The sequence below is a fragment of the Symbiobacterium turbinis genome (assembly GCF_055383075.1).
Map to the genome: position 1 here is coordinate 770155 of NZ_AP042433.1, position 17955 is coordinate 788109.

Annotated in this window: 22 protein-coding genes; 21 read left to right on the top strand and 1 reads right to left on the bottom strand. The window is 68.5% G+C overall.

Annotated features, from left to right (window positions below):
- Nucleotides 1–13 precede the first annotated feature (13 nt).
- From ACZ45O_RS03595 to ACZ45O_RS03640, 10 genes are all read left to right on the top strand, one after another.
- The gene (locus ACZ45O_RS03595; RefSeq protein WP_464855632.1) at nt 14–862 is read left to right on the top strand and encodes a DegV family protein; all 849 of its coding nucleotides are present in this window, start codon (nt 14–16) and stop codon (nt 860–862) included.
- A gap of 59 nt (nt 863–921) precedes the next feature.
- Nucleotides 922–1866, top strand: coding sequence for an ACP S-malonyltransferase (gene fabD, locus ACZ45O_RS03600; RefSeq protein ID WP_464855634.1), 945 nt, complete (start codon nt 922–924; stop codon nt 1864–1866).
- A 1-nt stretch (nt 1867) separates the two neighbouring features.
- On the top strand, nt 1868–2614 hold the full coding sequence (fabG, locus tag ACZ45O_RS03605) for a 3-oxoacyl-[acyl-carrier-protein] reductase (RefSeq protein WP_464855636.1): 747 nt from the start codon (nt 1868–1870) through the stop codon (nt 2612–2614).
- Between the two features lie 48 nt (nt 2615–2662).
- Entirely contained in the window at nt 2663–2902 is a 240-nt protein-coding gene (gene acpP, locus ACZ45O_RS03610; protein WP_464855638.1) for an acyl carrier protein, read from the top strand.
- Between the two features lie 96 nt (nt 2903–2998).
- Nucleotides 2999–3700, top strand: coding sequence for a ribonuclease III (gene rnc / locus ACZ45O_RS03615; RefSeq protein WP_464855640.1), 702 nt, complete (start codon nt 2999–3001; stop codon nt 3698–3700).
- A 173-nt stretch (nt 3701–3873) separates the two neighbouring features.
- Nucleotides 3874–4134, top strand: coding sequence for a stage V sporulation protein S (locus tag ACZ45O_RS03620; RefSeq protein ID WP_464844510.1), 261 nt, complete (start codon nt 3874–3876; stop codon nt 4132–4134).
- A 197-nt stretch (nt 4135–4331) separates the two neighbouring features.
- Nucleotides 4332–7913, top strand: coding sequence for a chromosome segregation protein SMC (smc, locus tag ACZ45O_RS03625; protein ID WP_464855642.1), 3582 nt, complete (start codon nt 4332–4334; stop codon nt 7911–7913).
- Entirely contained in the window at nt 7914–8069 is a 156-nt protein-coding gene (locus tag ACZ45O_RS03630; RefSeq protein WP_464855644.1) for a hypothetical protein, read from the top strand.
- A gap of 98 nt (nt 8070–8167) precedes the next feature.
- Nucleotides 8168–9085 carry a signal recognition particle-docking protein FtsY gene (gene ftsY / locus ACZ45O_RS03635; protein WP_464855646.1) on the top strand — a complete coding sequence of 306 codons (918 nt, stop codon included), beginning with the start codon at nt 8168–8170 and terminating at the stop codon, nt 9083–9085.
- Between the two features lie 155 nt (nt 9086–9240).
- Complete coding sequence (locus ACZ45O_RS03640) at nt 9241–9594, top strand: hypothetical protein (protein WP_464855648.1); 354 nt, start codon at nt 9241–9243, stop codon at nt 9592–9594.
- Between the two features lie 35 nt (nt 9595–9629).
- Here ACZ45O_RS03640 and ACZ45O_RS03645 read toward each other — a convergent pair whose 3' ends face one another.
- Nucleotides 9630–10391, bottom strand: a complete 762-nt coding sequence (locus ACZ45O_RS03645) for a MerR family transcriptional regulator (protein WP_464855650.1) — start codon at nt 10389–10391, stop codon at nt 9630–9632.
- Between the two features lie 513 nt (nt 10392–10904).
- Here ACZ45O_RS03645 and ACZ45O_RS03650 point away from each other — a divergent pair.
- The 11 genes from ACZ45O_RS03650 (at nt 10905) to rplS (ending at nt 17830) form a co-directional block, all read left to right on the top strand.
- Nucleotides 10905–11213: a hypothetical protein gene (locus ACZ45O_RS03650; RefSeq protein WP_464855652.1), complete on the top strand. Its 309-nt coding sequence runs from the start codon at nt 10905–10907 to the stop codon at nt 11211–11213.
- 15 nt (nt 11214–11228) lie between these two features.
- Entirely contained in the window at nt 11229–12848 is a 1620-nt protein-coding gene (locus tag ACZ45O_RS03655) for a hypothetical protein (RefSeq protein WP_464855654.1), read from the top strand.
- 29 nt (nt 12849–12877) lie between these two features.
- Nucleotides 12878–13213, top strand: coding sequence for a nucleotide pyrophosphohydrolase (locus ACZ45O_RS03660; protein WP_464855656.1), 336 nt, complete (start codon nt 12878–12880; stop codon nt 13211–13213).
- A 95-nt stretch (nt 13214–13308) separates the two neighbouring features.
- The gene (gene ylxM / locus ACZ45O_RS03665; protein ID WP_464855658.1) at nt 13309–13632 is read left to right on the top strand and encodes a YlxM family DNA-binding protein; all 324 of its coding nucleotides are present in this window, start codon (nt 13309–13311) and stop codon (nt 13630–13632) included.
- Nucleotides 13633–13672: 40 nt separating this feature from the next.
- The gene (ffh, locus tag ACZ45O_RS03670) at nt 13673–15034 is read left to right on the top strand and encodes a signal recognition particle protein (protein WP_464855660.1); all 1362 of its coding nucleotides are present in this window, start codon (nt 13673–13675) and stop codon (nt 15032–15034) included.
- A 92-nt stretch (nt 15035–15126) separates the two neighbouring features.
- A complete protein-coding gene (gene rpsP, locus ACZ45O_RS03675) occupies nt 15127–15393 on the top strand; it encodes a 30S ribosomal protein S16 (protein WP_464855662.1) in 267 nt (88 codons plus the stop codon).
- Nucleotides 15394–15434: 41 nt separating this feature from the next.
- Nucleotides 15435–15668 (top strand): KH domain-containing protein, encoded by a 234-nt coding sequence (locus tag ACZ45O_RS03680; RefSeq protein ID WP_464855664.1) that lies wholly within the window; start codon nt 15435–15437, stop codon nt 15666–15668.
- Nucleotides 15665–16072, top strand: coding sequence for a YlqD family protein (locus ACZ45O_RS03685; protein ID WP_464855666.1), 408 nt, complete (start codon nt 15665–15667; stop codon nt 16070–16072). Before ACZ45O_RS03680 ends, ACZ45O_RS03685 begins: the two co-directional genes overlap by 4 nt.
- Nucleotides 16072–16596, top strand: coding sequence for a ribosome maturation factor RimM (gene rimM, locus ACZ45O_RS03690; protein WP_464855668.1), 525 nt, complete (start codon nt 16072–16074; stop codon nt 16594–16596). Before ACZ45O_RS03685 ends, rimM begins: the two co-directional genes overlap by 1 nt.
- A 4-nt stretch (nt 16597–16600) precedes the next feature.
- Nucleotides 16601–17344, top strand: coding sequence for a tRNA (guanosine(37)-N1)-methyltransferase TrmD (gene trmD, locus ACZ45O_RS03695; protein ID WP_464855670.1), 744 nt, complete (start codon nt 16601–16603; stop codon nt 17342–17344).
- Nucleotides 17345–17464: 120 nt separating this feature from the next.
- Entirely contained in the window at nt 17465–17830 is a 366-nt protein-coding gene (gene rplS / locus ACZ45O_RS03700) for a 50S ribosomal protein L19 (RefSeq protein WP_464855672.1), read from the top strand.
- The last annotated feature ends 125 nt before the right edge of the window (nt 17831–17955 follow it).

Genomic DNA, 17955 nt, shown 5'->3' on the forward strand with positions numbered 1-17955 from the left:
GGGAGCACGGCAAATGGGGGTTCGTATTGTCACCGACAGCACCGCCGACCTGCCGAAGGAGCTCTGCCGGGAGCTGGGCATCGAGGTGGTGCCGCTCACCGTCCGCTTCGGGGAGGAATCCTACCTGGACGGCGTGACCCTGGAGTCTGACGGCTTCTGGGCCAAGCTGAAGGAGAGCCCGCACCATCCCAGCACCGCGCAGCCGGCGCCGGGCGATTTCCTGGAGGTGTACCGGCGCATCCACGAGGCGGGGGATGAGATCGTCTCGATCCACATCTCCTCCAAGATGTCCGGCACGGTCAACTCGGCGGAGATCGCCGCGCAGATGCTGCCGGAGGCGGGCATCAGCGTCGTCGACACCCGGTCGGTCTCGCTGGGGCTCGGCATGGTGGCGCTGGGCGCCGCCCGGATGGCGAAGGAGGGCAAGAGCCGCGAGGAGATCGTCGCCTGGGCGAACCGCACCTGCGACAAGATGAACATCCTGTTTACCATCGATACCCTGGAGTTCCTGCGGCGCAACGGCCGCATCGGCAAGGCGACCGCCCTGCTGGGCGGGCTGCTGGGCATCAAGCTGATCCTGCAGGTGGACCAGGAGGGCGTGGTGGCCCCCGCCGACAAGGTGCGCGGCCGCTCCCGGGTGCTGGCCCGGGCGAGGGAGATCATGCAGCAGCGGGTCGCCCCGGGCAAGCGCATCCGGCTCGCGGTGGTGCACACCCAGTCGCTCGAGCAGGCCCGGGCCTGGGGCGAAGAGGTGAAGCAGGGGTACCAGGTGGAGGAGTACCTGGTGGGTGAGCTGGGGGCCGTGGTGGCCTGCCACGCGGGCCCGGGTGCGCTTGGTATTATATTCCACGAAGTTGACTAGAACAGGCAGACATCGGTCAATCCTTACAGCCAAGAAACCTTGAAGAGAGGCCTGACTGAATGGCGAAGATCGCATTCCTCTTTCCGGGCCAGGGGGCCCAGTATGTCGGGATGGGGCAGGAGCTCGCCCGGCAATACCCCGAAGTGGCCCGCCGGTTCGAGCAGATGAACGAGCTGGTGGGGTTCGACCTGAGAAAGCTATGCTGGGAGGGGCCGGAGGAGGAGCTGAAGAAGACCGCCAACCAGCAGCCCGCCGTGCTGGCCTTCTCGGTGGCGTGCCTGGAACTGCTGACCGGTGAGGGCATCCGGCCGGATGTGACCGCGGGCCTCTCGCTGGGCGAGTACAGCGCGCTGGTGGCCGCGGGGGCGCTGACCTTCGAGGAGGCGGTGCCGCTGGTGCGGCGCCGGGGCACGTACATGCAGGAGGCGGTGCCGCTGGGCACCGGGGGCATGGCGGCCCTGCTCGGGCTGACCGGCGCCCAGGTGGACGACCTGTGCGCCCGGGCCGCCCGGGAGACGGGGCGGCACGTGGAGGGCGCCAACTACAACTGCCCTGGCCAGGTGGTGGTGGCCGGCCACACGGAGGCCGTGGAGCGGTGCATGGAGCTGGCCGCGGAGGCCGGGGGCCGCGCCGTGCGGCTCTCGGTGACCGCGCCCTTCCACTCGCGCCTGCTCAGGCCGGCCGGCGAGCGGCTGGCCGAGGCCCTGGAGGGGATCCGGCTCAGGGAGGCGCAGGTGCCGGTGGTCTCCAACGTCACGGCGGACTACGTCACCCGGCCCGACGAGATCCGCCGGCTCCTGGTCGAGCAGGTCTCCCGCCCGGTGCTGTGGGAGGCGTCGATCCGGCGGATGATCGCCGACGGGGTGGACACCTTCGTGGAGGTGGGCCCCTCCCGAACGCTCACCGGCTTCGTCCGGAAGATCGACAAGGGCGTCCGGGCGATGCACGTGGAGGACCCGGCGTCGCTGGGCCGAGTGCTTGATTCCCTGGGGAGGGTTTGCTAAGATGAACCTATCTACGCAGGTGGCAATTGTTACCGGTGCCACCGGCGGGCTGGGCCGGGAGATCTGCCTCGCCCTGGCCCGTGAGGGCGCCGCAGTGGTGGTGAACTATGCTCGCAGCGCGGACAAGGCCGTCGCGCTCGTCGAGCAGCTCACCGCCCTGGGGGCCGAGGCCCTGGCGGTGCAGGCAGACGTGGCAACGCCGGAGGGCGCCGACGCCCTGGTGAAGGCGGCCCTGCAGCGCTTCGGCCGGGTCGACATCCTGGTGAACAACGCCGGCATCAACCGCGATACCCTGATTATGCGGATGAAGGAGTCGGATTGGGACGACGTGCTCGACACCAATCTGAAGGGCGCCTTCCTCTGCATCAAGGCGGTGGCCCGGCCGATGATGAAGGCCCGGGCCGGGCGCATCATCAACATCGGCTCGGTGTCGGGGCTGGCGGGCAACGCGGGGCAGGCCAACTACGCCGCCGCCAAGGCGGGCCTGGTGGGCCTCACCCGGGCGGTGGCCCGGGAGCTGGGCAGCCGGAACATCACGGTCAACTGCGTCGCCCCCGGCGCCATCGATGCCGGCATGCTGCTGGAACTGAACGAGGAGCAGCGGAAGAACTTCCTCCGGCAGATTCCCCTGGAGCGCTTTGGCAGGCCCGAAGATGTCGCCGCGGCGGTGGTCTTCCTGGCCGGCCCGGGTGGTGCGTACATCACCGGGCAGACGCTCGCGGTCGACGGCGGCCTGACCATGTACTAGAATTTCCGCGGCAAGGTGCCGATCCCCTGAGAGGAGGTGAACCTGCCCATGTCCAACGATCCGATTTTCGAGAAGGTGAAGGCCATCATCGTCGACCAGCTTTCGGTTGAGGAGGAAGAGGTGACGCTGGAGGCCTCGTTCATCGAGGACCTCGGCGCCGACTCCCTCGACATCGTGGAGCTGATCATGGCCCTGGAAGAGGAGTTCGAGCTCGAGGTGCCCGACGAGGACGCGGAGAAGCTCACCACTGTTGGCGCAGCGGTGAACTACATCAAAGAGCACAAGTAGAATTGCCAGGGATTGAGAGAACACCCGGAGTCCCGTAACGACGCTCACTGATGTAGCGCCGGTGCGGGGCTTTTCCTCTGTGAGGAGGGATGGGCCGTGTCCGTGCTGGACCCGGAGCTGCGCGCCTGGTGCGCCGAGGCCCTCGGCCACCGGTTCCGCGACGAGGCGCTCCTCCTGGAGGCCTTGACGCACACCACCTACGCCAATGAGCACCCGCGCGCCCGCGCCAACGAACGGCTGGAGTTCCTGGGCGACAGCGTGGTGGGCATGGTGATTGCCGCGCACCTCTACGAACGCTATTCCGACCTGCCCGAGGGCGAACTGACCAAAATTCGGGCGGCCGTGGTGTGCGAACCCTCGCTGGCGAGCCGCGCCCGCGCCCTGGGGCTGGGCAAGTACATGCGGTTTGGCCGGGGCGAGTCGGTGACCGGCCGCGACCGGGACTCGACCCTGTCTGACGGGTTCGAGGCGCTGGTGGGGGCGCTCTACCTCGATGGCGGGCTCGAGGCGGCGCAGCGGTTCGTCCTGCGTGAGCTGGGGCCGCTGGTGGAGGCGGCGCGCAAAGGTCTGGTGCGGGTCGACTACAAGACGCAGCTGCAGGAGCTGCTGCAGCGGCAGGGGGCGGCCGCCCCGCAGTACCGCCTGCTGGTGGAGGAGGGGCCGGCGCACCTCCGGCGCTTCCAGGTGGGCGTCTACTTTCAGGGCCGGCTTCTGGGCACCGGCTGGGGGCGGAACAAGAAGGAGGCGGAACAGGAGGCGGCGCGCCAGGCGTTGATGCCGGAGCACCACCCGGGCTGACCAGTCCCGGGTGGTGCCGGCGCGCGGGAACAGCGTTTTGTTGAACAGGTCGCTAAATTCCTAGAGGAATCTTTATGGCGACAGAGGGAAATAGCTGTTTGGTATAGAATGCACAATCAGAGTATCTAACTATTCGGCAGCGCTGTTCTGGTCAGTTTGGGGGGGATTTCAGGATGGAAGCACTAAAGGTCTCAGCATCTTCGAACCCGAAATCGGTAGCAGGCGCTCTGGCTGCTGTTCTGCGTGAGAAGGGCAGCGCTGAGGTCCAGGCCGTGGGAGCGGGTGCGGTAAACCAGGCCGTGAAGGCCATCGCCATCGCCAGGGGTTACGTTGCGCCCAACGGAATCGACCTCATCACCATACCGGCCTTTGCGGAGATCGCGATAGAGGGGGAGGAGCGGACCGCGATTCGGTTCATTGTGGAACCCAGGTAGAATCGAGAAAGGACAGAGAGTGCGCCACTCCCAGCCGTGCAGCGGCCGGGAGTGGCGCGTTGTTCTTCGGGCAGCAAAGGAGAGTCCTGCCCTGGCGTCGAATACCAACCGACGCAGCGGCGCCGGGCTTTCTCTTGGTCCGGCGCCTTTGGAAGGGGCCGCGGCTCCTTCCGGCTTTGCTGAGGAGGCAGCACAGATTGTACCTCAAACGACTGGAAATTCTGGGATTCAAGTCCTTCGCCGAGAAGACAGAGCTGGAGTTCACCCCGGGCATCACTGCGGTGGTCGGGCCCAACGGGTCGGGCAAGTCCAACGTCTCGGACGCGATTCGTTGGGTGCTGGGTGAGCAGTCGGCGCGCGCCCTGCGCGGCGGCTCGATGGCCGACGTCATCTTCGCGGGCAGCGACGGCAAGCGGGCCATGGGCTTCGCCGAGGTCTCGCTGGTGCTGGACAACAGCGACGGCGCGCTGCCCATCGACTTCACGGAGGTTATGGTCACCCGCCGGGTCGACCGTTCCGGCGAGGGGGAGTACTTCATCAACCAGGTGCCCTGCCGGCTGAAGGATGTGCACGAGCTCTTCCTGGACACCGGCATCGGCAAGGAGAACTACTCGATCATCGGGCAGGGGCGCATCGATGAGATCCTCTCCTCCAAGCCCGAGGACCGGCGGGCGCTGTTTGAGGAGGCCGCCGGCATCTCCCGCTACAAGACCCGCAAGCGGGAGGCGCAGCGGCGCCTGGAGGAGACCGAGCAAAACCTGCTGCGCATCACCGACATCATCGGCGAGCTCACGAACAACATGGACGCGCTGGCGGAGCAGGCCGAGAAGGCCAGCCTGTTCACCGAGCTGGACGGCGAGCTGACCCGGCTCGACGTGGGCCTCCTGGCCCGCCAGCTGGCCACGGTGGTCGCCCGGCTGGAGGAGCAGCGGGCCGCGGGCGCCGTGCTGGCGCAGAAGGTAGCCGACATCGAGCAGCGGATGCAGACGGCGGAAGAGGCGGCCGAGGTGGCCCGGCAGCTGGTGGCCGCGCTCGACGAGGAGCTGAACGTGCTCTCCGTGCGGCTGACCGAGGCCGCGAGCCGCCAGGAGCGGGCCGAGGGGAGGCTCGCCCTGGCCGGGCAGCAGCGGGAACGGCTGGAGGCCGACATCGCCCGCCTCGCCCGTGAGCTGGAGGGGCTGGCGGCCAAGCTGAAGCAGGTGGACGCCGAACTGGCCGGCCTGCATGAGCAGGAGGCGCACGTGGAAAAGGAGGGCCGGCTCCTTGCGGAGGAGCTGGCTGCGCTGGAAGCGGCCTGTCGGACGGCTGAGCAGGCCAGCGAGGCCGCCCAGGCCGAGGTGGAGTCCCGCAAGGACCGCATCATCGCGATCCTGCAGCTGGAGGCGGAGAAGCGCAACGGGGTGCAGGCCGCCGAGAGAGCGGCCGAGGAGGCGGCACGGCGGCTCGCGCGCCTGACCGAGGAGCGGAGGCGGGCCGAGTCCGACGCCGCCGAGACCGGAGAGCGAACGGCCGCGCTGGCGGCGGCTGCGGCCGAGCTCCGGCAGCAGCGGGAAGCGCAGCTCGCTGAGCTCGCGGACCTGAACGCCGAGCGGGAGGCGGCCGACGCGGAGCTGCGGGCGCTGCAGGCCCGCCACGCGGAGCTCCGGGAGCAGATTCAGGCCGCTTCCTCGCGCCTGAGCACCATCGAGGAGCTCATCAGCGGCTTCGAGGGCTACCAGCGGGGCCCGCGCACCGTGCTGCAGGGGCGCGAGAAGGGTGCGCCGTGGGCGTCCGACGTGCTGGGGGCCGTGGCGGAGGTCGTGCGCACGGAGCCCCGGTACGAGAAGGCGATCGAGGTCGCGCTGGGCGGCGCCGTGCAGCACCTGATCACGGCCACCGACGCCGGGGCCAAGCGGGCCATCGAGCACCTGAAGCGCTCGGGCGGCGGCCGGGCCACCTTCCTGCCCCTGAACACCATCCGGCCGCACGGGTACCGGCCCGAGGAGGAGCGGGAGTTTCGCGGGGCGCCGGGCATACTGGGGGTAGCCCTGGACCTGGTGCGCTTCGAGGAGCGGTTCCGGCCGGCGATCGCGTCGCTGCTGGGGCGGACCCTCATCGCCGAAAGCCTGGACGCCGCGCTGGCCCTGGGGCGGAAGACCGGACAGCGCTTCCGGGTGGTGACGCTGGACGGCGACGTGCTGGCCGCGGGCGGCGCCATCACGGGCGGGGCCGCGGGCGGAAGGAGCAGCGGCCTCCTGGCGCGCGAGCGGGAGCGGGACGAGCTGACGGCCCGCATCGCGGCGCTGCGGGCGGAGCTGCAGCAGGTGCGGCAGGCGCACGACGAGGCCGGGGCCCGTCGGTCGGCCCTGCTCGGGCGCATCGAGGAGGCCGGGGCGCGGCTGCGGTCCCTGGAGAGCCGTCTGACGGAGGCCGAAAGCGATGAGCGCCGGCTGGCGGACGAGGCCCGCCGCTGGGCGCAGCTGCTGGAGACCCACGCCCAGGAGGCGGCGGCCGTCGAGGCCGAGATCGCCGCGGCCAGGGAGGGCGCGGCCCGGCTGCGCGGGGAACTGGCGGAGCTGGCGGCCGAGCGGGAGGCGCTGGAGGAAGAGGTTCGCCGCCTGACGGCGGAGGGGCAGGAGCGGGACGAGGCCCTGGGCGAGCGGCGCCGGGCCCTGACGGAGGTCCAGGTGCGCCTGGCCGGGCTGCACGAGCAGCTCCGGTCGCTGCAGGCGCAGCGCCGCCGTGCGGAAGGCGATCGTCAGGCCCTCGAGCACGAACGGGCTGAGCGTGAGCAGGAGCGGTCGGCCCTCTCGGCCCGGCTCGAGGAGACGTTCGCCGAACTGGAGGCCGCCCGGGCTGAGGCGGAGGAGGCTGCGGCGGCGCGGGCGGCCCTGGCCGCCGAGCGGGACCAGGCGCAGGCCCGCAAGCTGGCGGCCCAGGAGCAGGTGAACGCCCGGGAGCGGGAGCTGCGGTCCTTGCGCCGCGCGCTGAGCGATGCACAGCACAGGTGTCAGCAGGGCGAGGTGGAGGAGGCCCGCCTGGAGCAGGAGCAGGAGGGCCTGGTGGCCCGGCTGGCCGAGCAGTACGAGCTGACGGCCGCGGAGGCGCTGCCCCGGGCCCTGCCGGAGGAGGAGACCGAATTCGCCCGGGCCCGCATCGCCGCGCTGCGCGAGCAGATCCGGGAGCTGGGGCCGGTGAACCTGCAGGCCATTGAGGACTACCGGACCGCCCGGGAGCGGCTGGACTTCCTGCAGGCGCAGGAAGCCGACCTGCAGGAGGCGAAGGCTTCGCTGTACCGGGCGATCAGCGAGCTGGACAAGCGCATCGAGGCGCACTTCTACGAGTCGTTCCAGGAGATCCGGCAGGCGTTCCAGCAGGTGTTCACGGAGCTGTTCCAGGGTGGGAAGGCCGACCTGCGGCTGGTGGATGAGAACGATCTGCTGGAGACGGGCATCGAGATCATCGCGCAGCCGCCGGGCAAGAAGGCGCAGCCTCTCAGCCTGCTCTCGGGCGGCGAGCGTGCGATGACGGCCATCGCGCTGCTCTTCGCCCTGCTGAAGGTGCGGCCCTCGCCCTTCGTCGTGCTGGACGAGGTGGAGGCAGCCCTGGATGAGGCGAATGTGGAGCGGTTCGGCCGCTACCTGAGGAATGCGGCCCAGAAGACCCAGTTCATCTGCATCACCCACCAGCGGGGCACCATGGAGGTCGCGGACGCTCTCTACGGCGTGACCATGGAAGGGACCGGGGTTTCGCGGATCGTCTCGGTCAGGCTGGTCGACCTTGAAACGGAGGCGAGCTAGATGTCGAAGGAGGATATGCGGCTTGACGAGACCGGGCGGCCAGTGGAGCAGGATGAGGGCAGGCGGCTGCCCGGGTGGGTTTACGCGCTGCTCCTGGGCCTCCTGGTGGTCATCCTGCTGGGTGTCGAGTCGATTCTGAACCGGCTCCTGCCCTGAGCGGGTGAGCTCGGTTTGAATTACTCCTGCCCTGAGCGGGTGGGCCCGATCTGAACTGGCACCTGCGCGGGCGGAGTCTTGGTGGAGGAGAGAGCCCTGTGGCGTTCTTTGATCGGTTGAAGGCGGGTTTGCAGAAGACGAAGGAGGCGCTCATCGGCCAGGTGAACACCGTGATGAGCGTCTTCCGCAAGATCGACGACGAGCTTTTCGACGAGCTGGAGGAGGCCCTGATCCTCGGCGACGTGGGCGTGACGACCTCCACCCGGCTGGTGGAGGAGCTGCGCAGGCGGGCGCGGCAGCGGGGCCTCAAGAACGGCAACGAGCTGCTGCCGCTCCTGAAGGAGCTGGTGGCCGAGCGGCTGGGGGACGGCATTGCGCCTCTGAACCTGAACGAGGGCGGGCTCACCGTCATCTTGGTGGTGGGCGTCAACGGCGTGGGCAAGACGACCACCATCGGCAAGCTGGCCCGCCACCTGCAGGAAGACCGGGGCCTGAAGGTGATTCTGGCCGCGGCGGACACCTTCCGGGCGGCCGCCATCGACCAGCTGAAGGTGTGGGGCGAGCGGGCCGGCGCCGAAGTCGTGGCCGGGCCCGAGGGTTCCGACCCGGCGGCAGTGGCCTTCGACGGCGTGAAGGTGGCCCGGGAGCGCGGGGCCGACGTCCTCATCGTGGACACGGCCGGCCGGCTGCACAACAAGGCCCACCTGATGGACGAGCTGGGCAAGATCGCGCGGGTGCTGGGCCGGGAGGTGCCAGGCGCACCGCACGAGACGCTGCTCGTGCTGGACGCCACGACCGGGCAGAACGCCCTCCAGCAGACGAAGCTCTTCCGGGAGACCGTCCCCGTCACCGGCATTGCCCTGACGAAGCTGGACGGCACCGCCAAGGGCGGCGTCGTGGTGGCCATTACGGACACCGAGCAGGTGCCGGTGAAGTTCATCGGCGTGGGCGAACGGCTGGACGATCTGCAGCCGTTCGACCCGAAGCAGTTTGCAGAAGCGCTGTTCGCGGAGTAGTGGACCACGGCGATTAGAAGATCAACCCTATTGGAATGTGAACGCCATCAGAAGAGCGCAGCGGCCGTCTGGGTTGACAGGCGGCCGCTGCGCGTTTATACACAGTCTTCAGATAGTCTTTTGCCGGTTCGGCGAGAAGCAGGGGAGGTTTTCCGGTGGCGAAGTTCGTGCCGGTTGCGCTGCGCGAAAGCGCCTGGCGCCTACAGGCGCTGGCGGAGCGGGTCGCTTTCCTGTATGCCGGTGTGGGCGCACTGCTGGGGTTCGTGGGTGCGCTGGTGGCGATGGCCGCATTCGTCTGGCTCGACAACGTCGATCCTGTCTGGTGGAAACCGAACAGGGTCGAACTGATCCTCGTGGGCCTGGTGGGCGCCGCGTTGGGCGGGCTACTCGGCTGGCAGTTGGGGGCGGTGCAGGCTGAGCGACTGCGCGTGGAGGCGACCACCGCGCTGTATCGGGCGCAGAACGTGAAGAATCCCGGGGCTTCCGGCGCTGTCGGGGACGGCTTCTGAGGCGGTGTCGAGCGCCCGGAGGTGCGTTCCGTGCATTACTTCCCTTCCCGCCGGTCGCAGTAGATCCGCATGGCTTCGCTCAGGAAGGCGGCCAGGCCGGGCTTCGTCTTGTCGATGTTCTTGGTGAACCGCTCGTCCTGCACGTACATCTCACCGAGCCCCCGGAAGATCTCCAGCGAGCAGTCGTAGTACCACTTGCTGATGTGCTCGTGCCAGCGGCCGACCCACTCCTGCACCTCCGCGTCGCCGGGGTCCCGGTCCATCAGGCTGGCGATGGCGCTGTAGATCTCGCCGGCCTCATTCTGGATCTTCAGCCAGTCCGCCTTGGTGTACCTGCGGGTGCGCGCAATGGACTCCTGAAACTCCCGGGAGCCGCCCCAGCGCTGTCTGGCCTCATCCTCGTACTCGGTGGGGTCGAATCCGTCGAACAGCTCCTTCATCTCATCTTGGGTCATCGGGGCATCCTCCCTTTCCATGGCTTTCAGTGTGCGGTCGACCGTCTCGATCAATCGCTCGATGCGGGCCTTTCGCTGCAGCAGGGCCTCCCGGTGCGCCAGCAGGGCCTGCCGCCGGTCGAAGCCGGGGCTGTCGATGATCGCCCCGATCTCCTTCAGGCCGAACCCCAGCTCCCGGAAGAAGAGGATCTGCTGCAGCCGTTCCAGGTCCTCCTGGGAGTAGAGCCGATACCCCGCCGCCGACTGCCCGGCCGGCTTCAGGAGCCCGATCTCATCGTAGTGGTGCAGGGTGCGCACGCTGATGCCGGCCAGGTCGGCCACAGCCCTCACCGTCAGGGTCATCTGCTCACCTCCTGCTTCGTAGCATAAACCCTCACGCCGCGTGAGGGTCAACAGGGAATTTGGATGACATAGGTGCAGGTCGGGAGAACGACTCGCTCATCTGGCCCGTCTGTGAATAGGCAGACAGCCAGCTGCTCGATCACGGCCAGGTTGTCGACGGCGACCTGCCAGCGCAGCGGCGTGCGGGAAAGGTGTGCCACGACTTGGTCCAACGCGGCGGGGCTGACGTCCTCCTTCGCCAGCGTGATGTGCGGCCGCCGGGCCGCGGGGCTGTAGTAGGGGCTCTCTCCCCGCCGGTATGATGGCCGCGGGTAGAGGGTTCGGGCGGCGGTGGTCGCAAAACCATCGCCGGTTCTTCGTCGGTTTGGGCCGGGTCGAGAACCAGACCGGCTTTCGCACGCGTCATATCAATGGTGCTCATTTTTTGAAGGACTGGGCGGCGCCTGGTACGTCACACTATATATGAGCAAACTAGTCGCGTCGAACCTGCGCTATAGAGGGAGGTTGAACGGCATGGCCCGGCTGGACGCACTCTTCTTCCAACACGTCCCGCCGCTGCGCGCTGCGGCGGTCGCGCTGCCCGAGGGGGGTGTGCTCTTCTCGGACGGCGGTTTCGAGGACTTCCTGCGCGAGGGGCGGGTTGCGGTCGACCCCGCCGGACCGCAGGTGCTCTCCACCGGCGCCAGTTGGGAGGAACTGCGGGCGGTCTGGAGCCGTGTGCTGCCTCTGGAGTCGGTCTCGCACGAAGGGTGGCTTTCCCACCTGCAGACGTATGCCAACCTGGACTGGAGCGGCCTCGATGCCCTGGGGCTCGATCTGTAGCGGGGAGGTGCAGACATGCAGGAGATGATCTTTCCGGCCGTGGGCCGCTGGGTGAGCGCCCAGCGGGAGTGGGACGACCTGGTGGCCGAGATGCGGCATGAACTGCCCGAGCGGCTCTGCACCGATCTGATCCAGCGTGCGCAGACCCGCGCGCAGCAGGCGAGCTGGGCATTTGCAAAGCGGATGGCGCACCGCTTCAAGGAGATCGAACACGCACGCCGCAAGGAGGCCAAGAAGCCGGGGCGCAAGGCGGAGATGAAGGCCCTTCGCCGGCGCCTGACGCTGATGAACCCTGCGGCGGTCGCGCGCGACCTCGCTGCGGGCCTGACGCCGCCCGACCTCTCCGAATACAACCAGATCGTCGCCGATCTGGCGCGCACCATGCCCCACCCGGGCATTGCCACGCGGTACACACTGCCTCCCCAGGCCCTGCGGGCCCTGTCCGACCAGATCGCCGCCGCCGGGCGGCCGGTGGCGCAAGCGCTCACCGAGCACGCGCAGAACCTGAAGCAGTACGCCGAACTGGTCGACCGGCTCCGTTCACAGCCCCTGGTGCAGAAGGGCGCCCGCATCATCGGCAGCGCGGTGGCCTCGGCCCTGGAGCCCCTGGTCGGCCGGGAGACCGCGGCGCAACTCATGGGGGTGGACCAGTCGCTGGACCGGGCGCTCGTGCAGGTGGAACAGGGCTGGACCGCGTTCCAGCAGGAGTACGCGGAGTTCGTGCCCGAGCGGCAGCGCCGCCACCAGCTCATCTACCTCAGCCTGGTGGGCGGGCTCTTCCTGCGCGTGCAGCGGGACCTCAGGCGGCTGGGCTGCGAACTGGCCGTGGACGCGGAGGGCAACTGCCGCGTGGCGGCCACCCCCGAGCGGCAGGCGCGGCTCAGGCAGCAGCTGCGGGCGGCAGCCCCGGCGGTGAAGGCTGCCCTGGAGCAGGGGCGGAGCGAGGACGCCGAAGCGATGGCGGCCCGGCTGGTGGCCCAGATGGTCACCGATCCGGTGGCGGCCCGGACGCCCGTGGACGGCAAGTCCGTGGGCTACGTGGCCTATGCCCTGCACCTGAGCGCCGTGCTGGCCCGGGCCCGGGAGCTGTGGGGGAAGGGGAAGCCCGAGGAGGCCGCCGCCATATGGCGTCAGGTCTTCACCGAGTACCCCTGCCTGGTGGCCGATGCCGACCTGCACCCGGTTCCGGGCGAGCCGCTGCCGCTGGTGACGGCCGGCTTCCGGCTGGCGGCCTACGCCGAGTGGGTGCGTCAGTCGAACCGCAGCGACGAGGCCGACGCGCTCCTGATGGCGCAGGTCAGGTTCGCGGAGCGGCTCTCGAAGCTGAACCCGGAGCACGCGCTGCCGGGCGAGACGCTGTCGCCCGAGATGCGGGAGTGGGCGGCGACCCTCTCCGCCTACCTGCGCCGTTCGGCGGCGGATCCCGAGGCGCTCGACCTGCCCGAGGGGGCCGTGCCGCTCTCCCGCTACCCCACGGTGATGCGCCGCTTCCGGCAGGCCGTGGGCAACAGCCTGGAGACCTCGCCGCTGGACCGCTACCTGCGGGGCCGGGTCAATTTGCTCCGGGGCGCCGCTGCGGCCGCGGCCACCGGTGGCGTCGGACTCCTGGCCACCCTCGCCTGGCTGCTCCTGTAGCCAGGCTTCTGCTGTAGGGGGGTGAAGGAGTGGAACTGCGGGAACTGCAGCGGGAGGTCGACCGCTGGATTGCGCCCTTCGGCTACTGGGATCCGTTGGCCAACCTCGCCCGGCTCACCGAGGAGGTGGGCGAGCTGGCCCGGGAGATCAACCACCGCTGGGGGCCCAAGACGAAGAAGCCCACGGAGGACACCGGCGACGTGGCCCTGGAGCTGGGCGACATCCTCTTCGTCGTCGCGGTGCTGGCCAATCAGATGAACATCGACCTGGAGGACGCCTTCCGCCGGGTCATGGAGAAGTACCGGTCGCGCGACGCCGACCGGTGGCAGCGGAAAGGCGGTGCAGGGACAGACGAAAATCCTTGACAGCGGCCGGCCCAGCCCATATACTCATACCCGTGACGAAGCTGTCAAGGGGATTACCTTGACAGCATCATCACGCCGGGGGAGGGCGGTTTCGGATGAAGGACGTGTCGCGGATCGCCCTGCTCTTCGACTTCTACGGACCGCTGCTCACCGAGCGGCAGCAGGAGCTGGTTCGGGCCTACTACCTGGAAGATCACTCGCTGGCGGAGATCGCGGACGCCGACGGCGTGAGCCGGCAGGCGGTGCACGAGCTGATCCGCCGGTCCGAGGCGGCCCTTCAGGAGTACGAGCAGCGGCTGGGCTTCATCGCGGAGCACCACCGGCGCAGGGCGTTGCTGGACCAGCTGGAAGACGCCCTGAACCGCGCCGACCTCGGCGCCGCCCGCCGCATCCTGGCAAAGCTGCGGGCGGAAGCGTGACCGCGACCCAATCCTTCCACACGGAGAGGGTGACAAGCCTTTGTTTGAATCCCTTCAGGAACGCCTTCAGGAGGCCTTCAAGCGGCTCCGGGGCAAGGGGAAGCTGACGGAGTCCGACGTGAATGAGGCGCTCCGTGAGGTGCGCCTGGCCCTCCTGGAGGCCGACGTCAACTTCCGTGTCGTCAAGTCGTTCGTCAACCGGGTGAAGGAGCGCGCCATCGGCCAGGAGGTCCTGGAGACCCTGAACCCGGCCCAGATGGTGATCAAGATCGTCTACGAGGAGCTGGTCGCCCTGATGGGCGGCGAGAACGTCGGCCTGAACATGGCCGACCGGCCGCCGACCATCATCATGCTCTGCGGCCTGCAGGGCGCCGGTAAGACGACCCATGCGGCCAAGCTGGCCCTGAAGCTGAAGAAGGAGGGGAAGAAGCCCCTCCTGGTTGCGGCCGACGTCTACCGGCCGGCCGCCATCAAGCAGCTGGAGGTCCTGGGCAGCCAGGTGGGCGTGCCGGTCTACTCCGAGGGCGACCAGGTGAGCCCGGTCGACATCGCCGCGCGGGCCGTGGAGCACGCGGCGCAGGAGCGGCGGGATGTGATCATCGTGGACACCGCCGGCCGGCTGACCATCGACGACGAGCTGATGGCAGAGCTGCAGCAGATCAAGGAGCGGCTGAAGCCCCACGACACGCTGCTGGTCCTCGACGCGATGATCGGCCAGGACGCGGTGACCACCGCTGAGCACTTCCACGGCAAGCTGGGGATCGACGGCGTGATCCTCACCAAACTGGACGGCGACACCCGCGGCGGCGCGGCGCTCTCGGTGCGGGAGGTGACCGGGCGGCCCATCAAGTTCGTCGGCGTCGGTGAGAAGCTGGACGCCCTGGAGCCCTTCCACCCCGACCGCATGGCCTCCCGGATTCTGGGCATGGGCGACGTGCTCACGCTCATCGAGAAGGCCCAGGAGCAGGTGGACCGGAAGCAGGCTGAAGAGATGGCCAAGAAGATGCTGAAGGCCCAGTTCGACTTCGAGGACTTCCTGGAGCAGCTCAGGGCCTTGCAGCGCATGGGTCCCCTGCAGGACATCCTGAAGATGCTCCCCGGCGTCGGGGCGCAACTGAAGGATATCAACGTCGACGAGAAGGAACTGAAGCACGTCGAGGCGATCATCCTTTCCATGACGCCCAAGGAGCGGCGCAACCCCGACATCATCAACGTGCGGCGGCGGGAGCGCATTGCCAGGGGCTCCGGCCGGCCCATCGCCGAGGTGCACCGGCTGATCAAGCAGTTTGAGCAGGCCCGGAAGATGATGAAGCAGCTCGGCGGCATGGAGAAGATGATGAAGCGGGGCAAGATGCCCCGGCTGCCCGGCGGCGGCTTCGGCGGCCTCTTCGGCCGGCGCTAGCACGGTGTTTGCGGTGCCCCATCTCCGTCCCCCCGGGCGGAGGTGTGCACATATAGATATCGCATGCAATTTTCGAGGAGGAATGAACCGAGATGGCTCTGAAGATCCGCCTGAAGCGCATGGGGATGAAGAAGTCTCCCTTCTACCGGCTGGTGGTCACCGAGGCGACCTCGCCCCGCGACGGCCGGTTCGTGGAGGAGATCGGCTACTACGATCCCACCAAGAACCCCGTGGTCCTGAAGGTTGACGAGGAGAAGGCCCTGAACTGGCTGATGAAGGGCGCCACCCCCACCGAGACGACCCGGGCGCTGCTCTCCAAGGCCGGTGTGCTGAAGAAGTTCGACGAGGCGAGGAAGTAAGGGGGCCAACCCGACCCCCCCAGAGAAGGGGGCGTTGATTCATGCTGCAGCGGCTGGTGGAAATCCTGGTGACGGGGCTCGTAGAGCATCCTGACCAGGTGAGAATAACGGCGGTGGAGACTCCCCGCGCCGTCACGTTCGAGGTCCGTGTGGCCGACAGCGACATGGGCAAGGTGATCGGACGGCGGGGCCGGGTCGCCAAGGCGATTCGCACGGTGGTCAAGGCGGCCGCCGTGAAGGATGGCCGCCGGGTAATGGTGGAGTTCATGTCATGAGTCTTCAGATTGTGCGTCCCGTGACGATCAAGGCCCGGGTGACCGAGAACCTGAAGGCCCGGCTGACCGCGGAGCTGAACGCGGCGATTCAGCAGCTGGACAACGAGATGGCGGAACTGGAGAGCCAGGTGAAGCGCGCCCAGCTCACGGCCACGATCAGCCCGCAGCAGCAGATGCAGCTGCGCCAGCTGGTGGAGCAGGAGCGGGCGGTGCGCGCCGAGAAGAAGGCGCAGCTTCAGGAGGAGATCAACCGCGTTCAGTCCCTGCCGCTGGGGGCCGAGGTGGTGCAGGGCACCGTTCAGGCCTCGGCCACGCTGAAGGTGGGCGATGACCTGGAGGCCCTGATGAAGGCCGAGATCGTCGTGGAAGACGGAAAGGTGATCGAGATTCGGGGTGAGGTGTAGTGGCCGGTCGGTCCAGGCCGGACCTGATCCGGATCGGGCAGGTGACCGCCCCCCATGGGGTGCGGGGAGCGGTGCGGGTTTACCCGACCACCGACTTCCCCGAGCGGTTCACCACCCTGCGGCGGGTGTTCCTGGATGACCCTGACCGCCCGGTCGGGGTCAGGTTCCGCGGCTTCGTGAAGAACCTGGTCATCCTGGAGCTGGAGGGGATCACCGACCGCACTGCGGCCGAGCGCCTGCGCGGGGTGAACCTCCTGGTCCCGCGCGCCGAGGCCCATCCCCTGCCCGACGGCTACTACTACGACTTCGACCTGATCGGCATCGACGTGGTGGACCTGAACGGGACCTTCCTCGGGCGGGTGGTGGAGGTGGACCACAACATCCCGGTCCACGACCTGTACGTGGTGGAGACAGCGCCGGGAAAGCGCTACATGGTTCCGGCGGTGCGCCAGTTCGTCAGGGAGGTCGACCTGGAAGCCGGCCGCATGGTCATCAACCCGATCCCCGGCCTGCTGGAGGACTAGCCCGATGCTGATGCAGATCCTGACGATGCACCCGGCCATCGTGGCGCCGGTCTTCCGGGAGTCGATCCTCGGCCGGGCCAACGAGGCGGGGATCATCGACCTGCGGGTGGTCAACATCCGGGATTTCGCCCTGAACAAGCACCAGCAGACCGACGACTACCCCTACGGCGGCGGCGCCGGCCTCCTGATGAAGCCGGAGCCGGTCTTCGCCGCAGTGCGGTGGGCGGCGGGAAGGGCACCCGCAGGCGCCAGGCCGCCGCGCGTCATCCTCATGGATCCGCAGGGGCGCCGCTTCGACCAGCGCTGTGCGGAGGAACTGGCAGAGGAGGATCACCTGATCCTGATCTGCGGAAGATATGAGGGGTTCGACGAGCGCATACGCGCCATCGCCACCGATGAACTCTCCATCGGCGACTACGTGCTGATGGGCGGCGAGGTGGCGGCCCTGGTGGTGGTGGAGGCGGTGGCCCGGCTCATTCCGGGCGTGCTGGGCGATCTGGAGTCCAGCGTGGCCGAGTCGCACAGTTCGGGCCTCCTGGAGGGGCCGCAGTACACGCGCCCCGTCGAGTTCGAGGAGATGCGCGTGCCGGAGATCCTCACGTCGGGCAACCACGGCGCCATCGCCCGCTGGCGGCGGGAGCAGGCCCTGCGCCGCACCTTTGAGCGGCGGCCCGACCTGCTGGAGACCGCCGATCTCACGCCCGAGGAGCGGCGTCTGGTGGAGTCGTGGCGAACTGGGCAGCGTTGATATTGCCACCCGTCATCCGCCTTGGTATAATGGTTTTCGTGTGATCACGGACGGTCCGCTGCCGGACGGCTTGCACGCTCGGAAGCGCCGGCATGAACGTCTCGTACAAGGGGTGAAATCATGTCCAACGTTATCCGCGAGATCGAGCGCGAGTACCTGCGCGATGATATTCCCGTCTTCCGGCCCGGCGACACCGTCCGGGTGAACGTGAAGGTCGTGGAGGGCAACCGTGAGCGCATCCAGGCCTTCGAGGGCGTGGTCATCAAGCGGCAGGGCTCGGGAATCAACGAGACCTTCACGGTCCGGCGCGTCTCCTACGGCGTCGGCGTCGAGCGCACGTTCCCCGTGCACAGCCCGCGGCTGGCCTCGATTGAGGTGGTGCGCCGCGGTGTGGTCCGGCGGGCCAAGCTCTACTACCTGCGGGAACGGGTCGGCAAGGCCGCCCGCATCCGGGAGCGGCGGTTCGTCCGGCCGGAGAATGCCTAACATCGAGTTCGGTATCTGGTCGCTCCGCTCGACTCCCTTGCCGGGTTGAGCGGAGCGTTGCACTATGCCCCGGAAACCGGCTGCGGGGAAGAGGCCCGCGCCGGGACATCGGAGTGGAGCGGGGA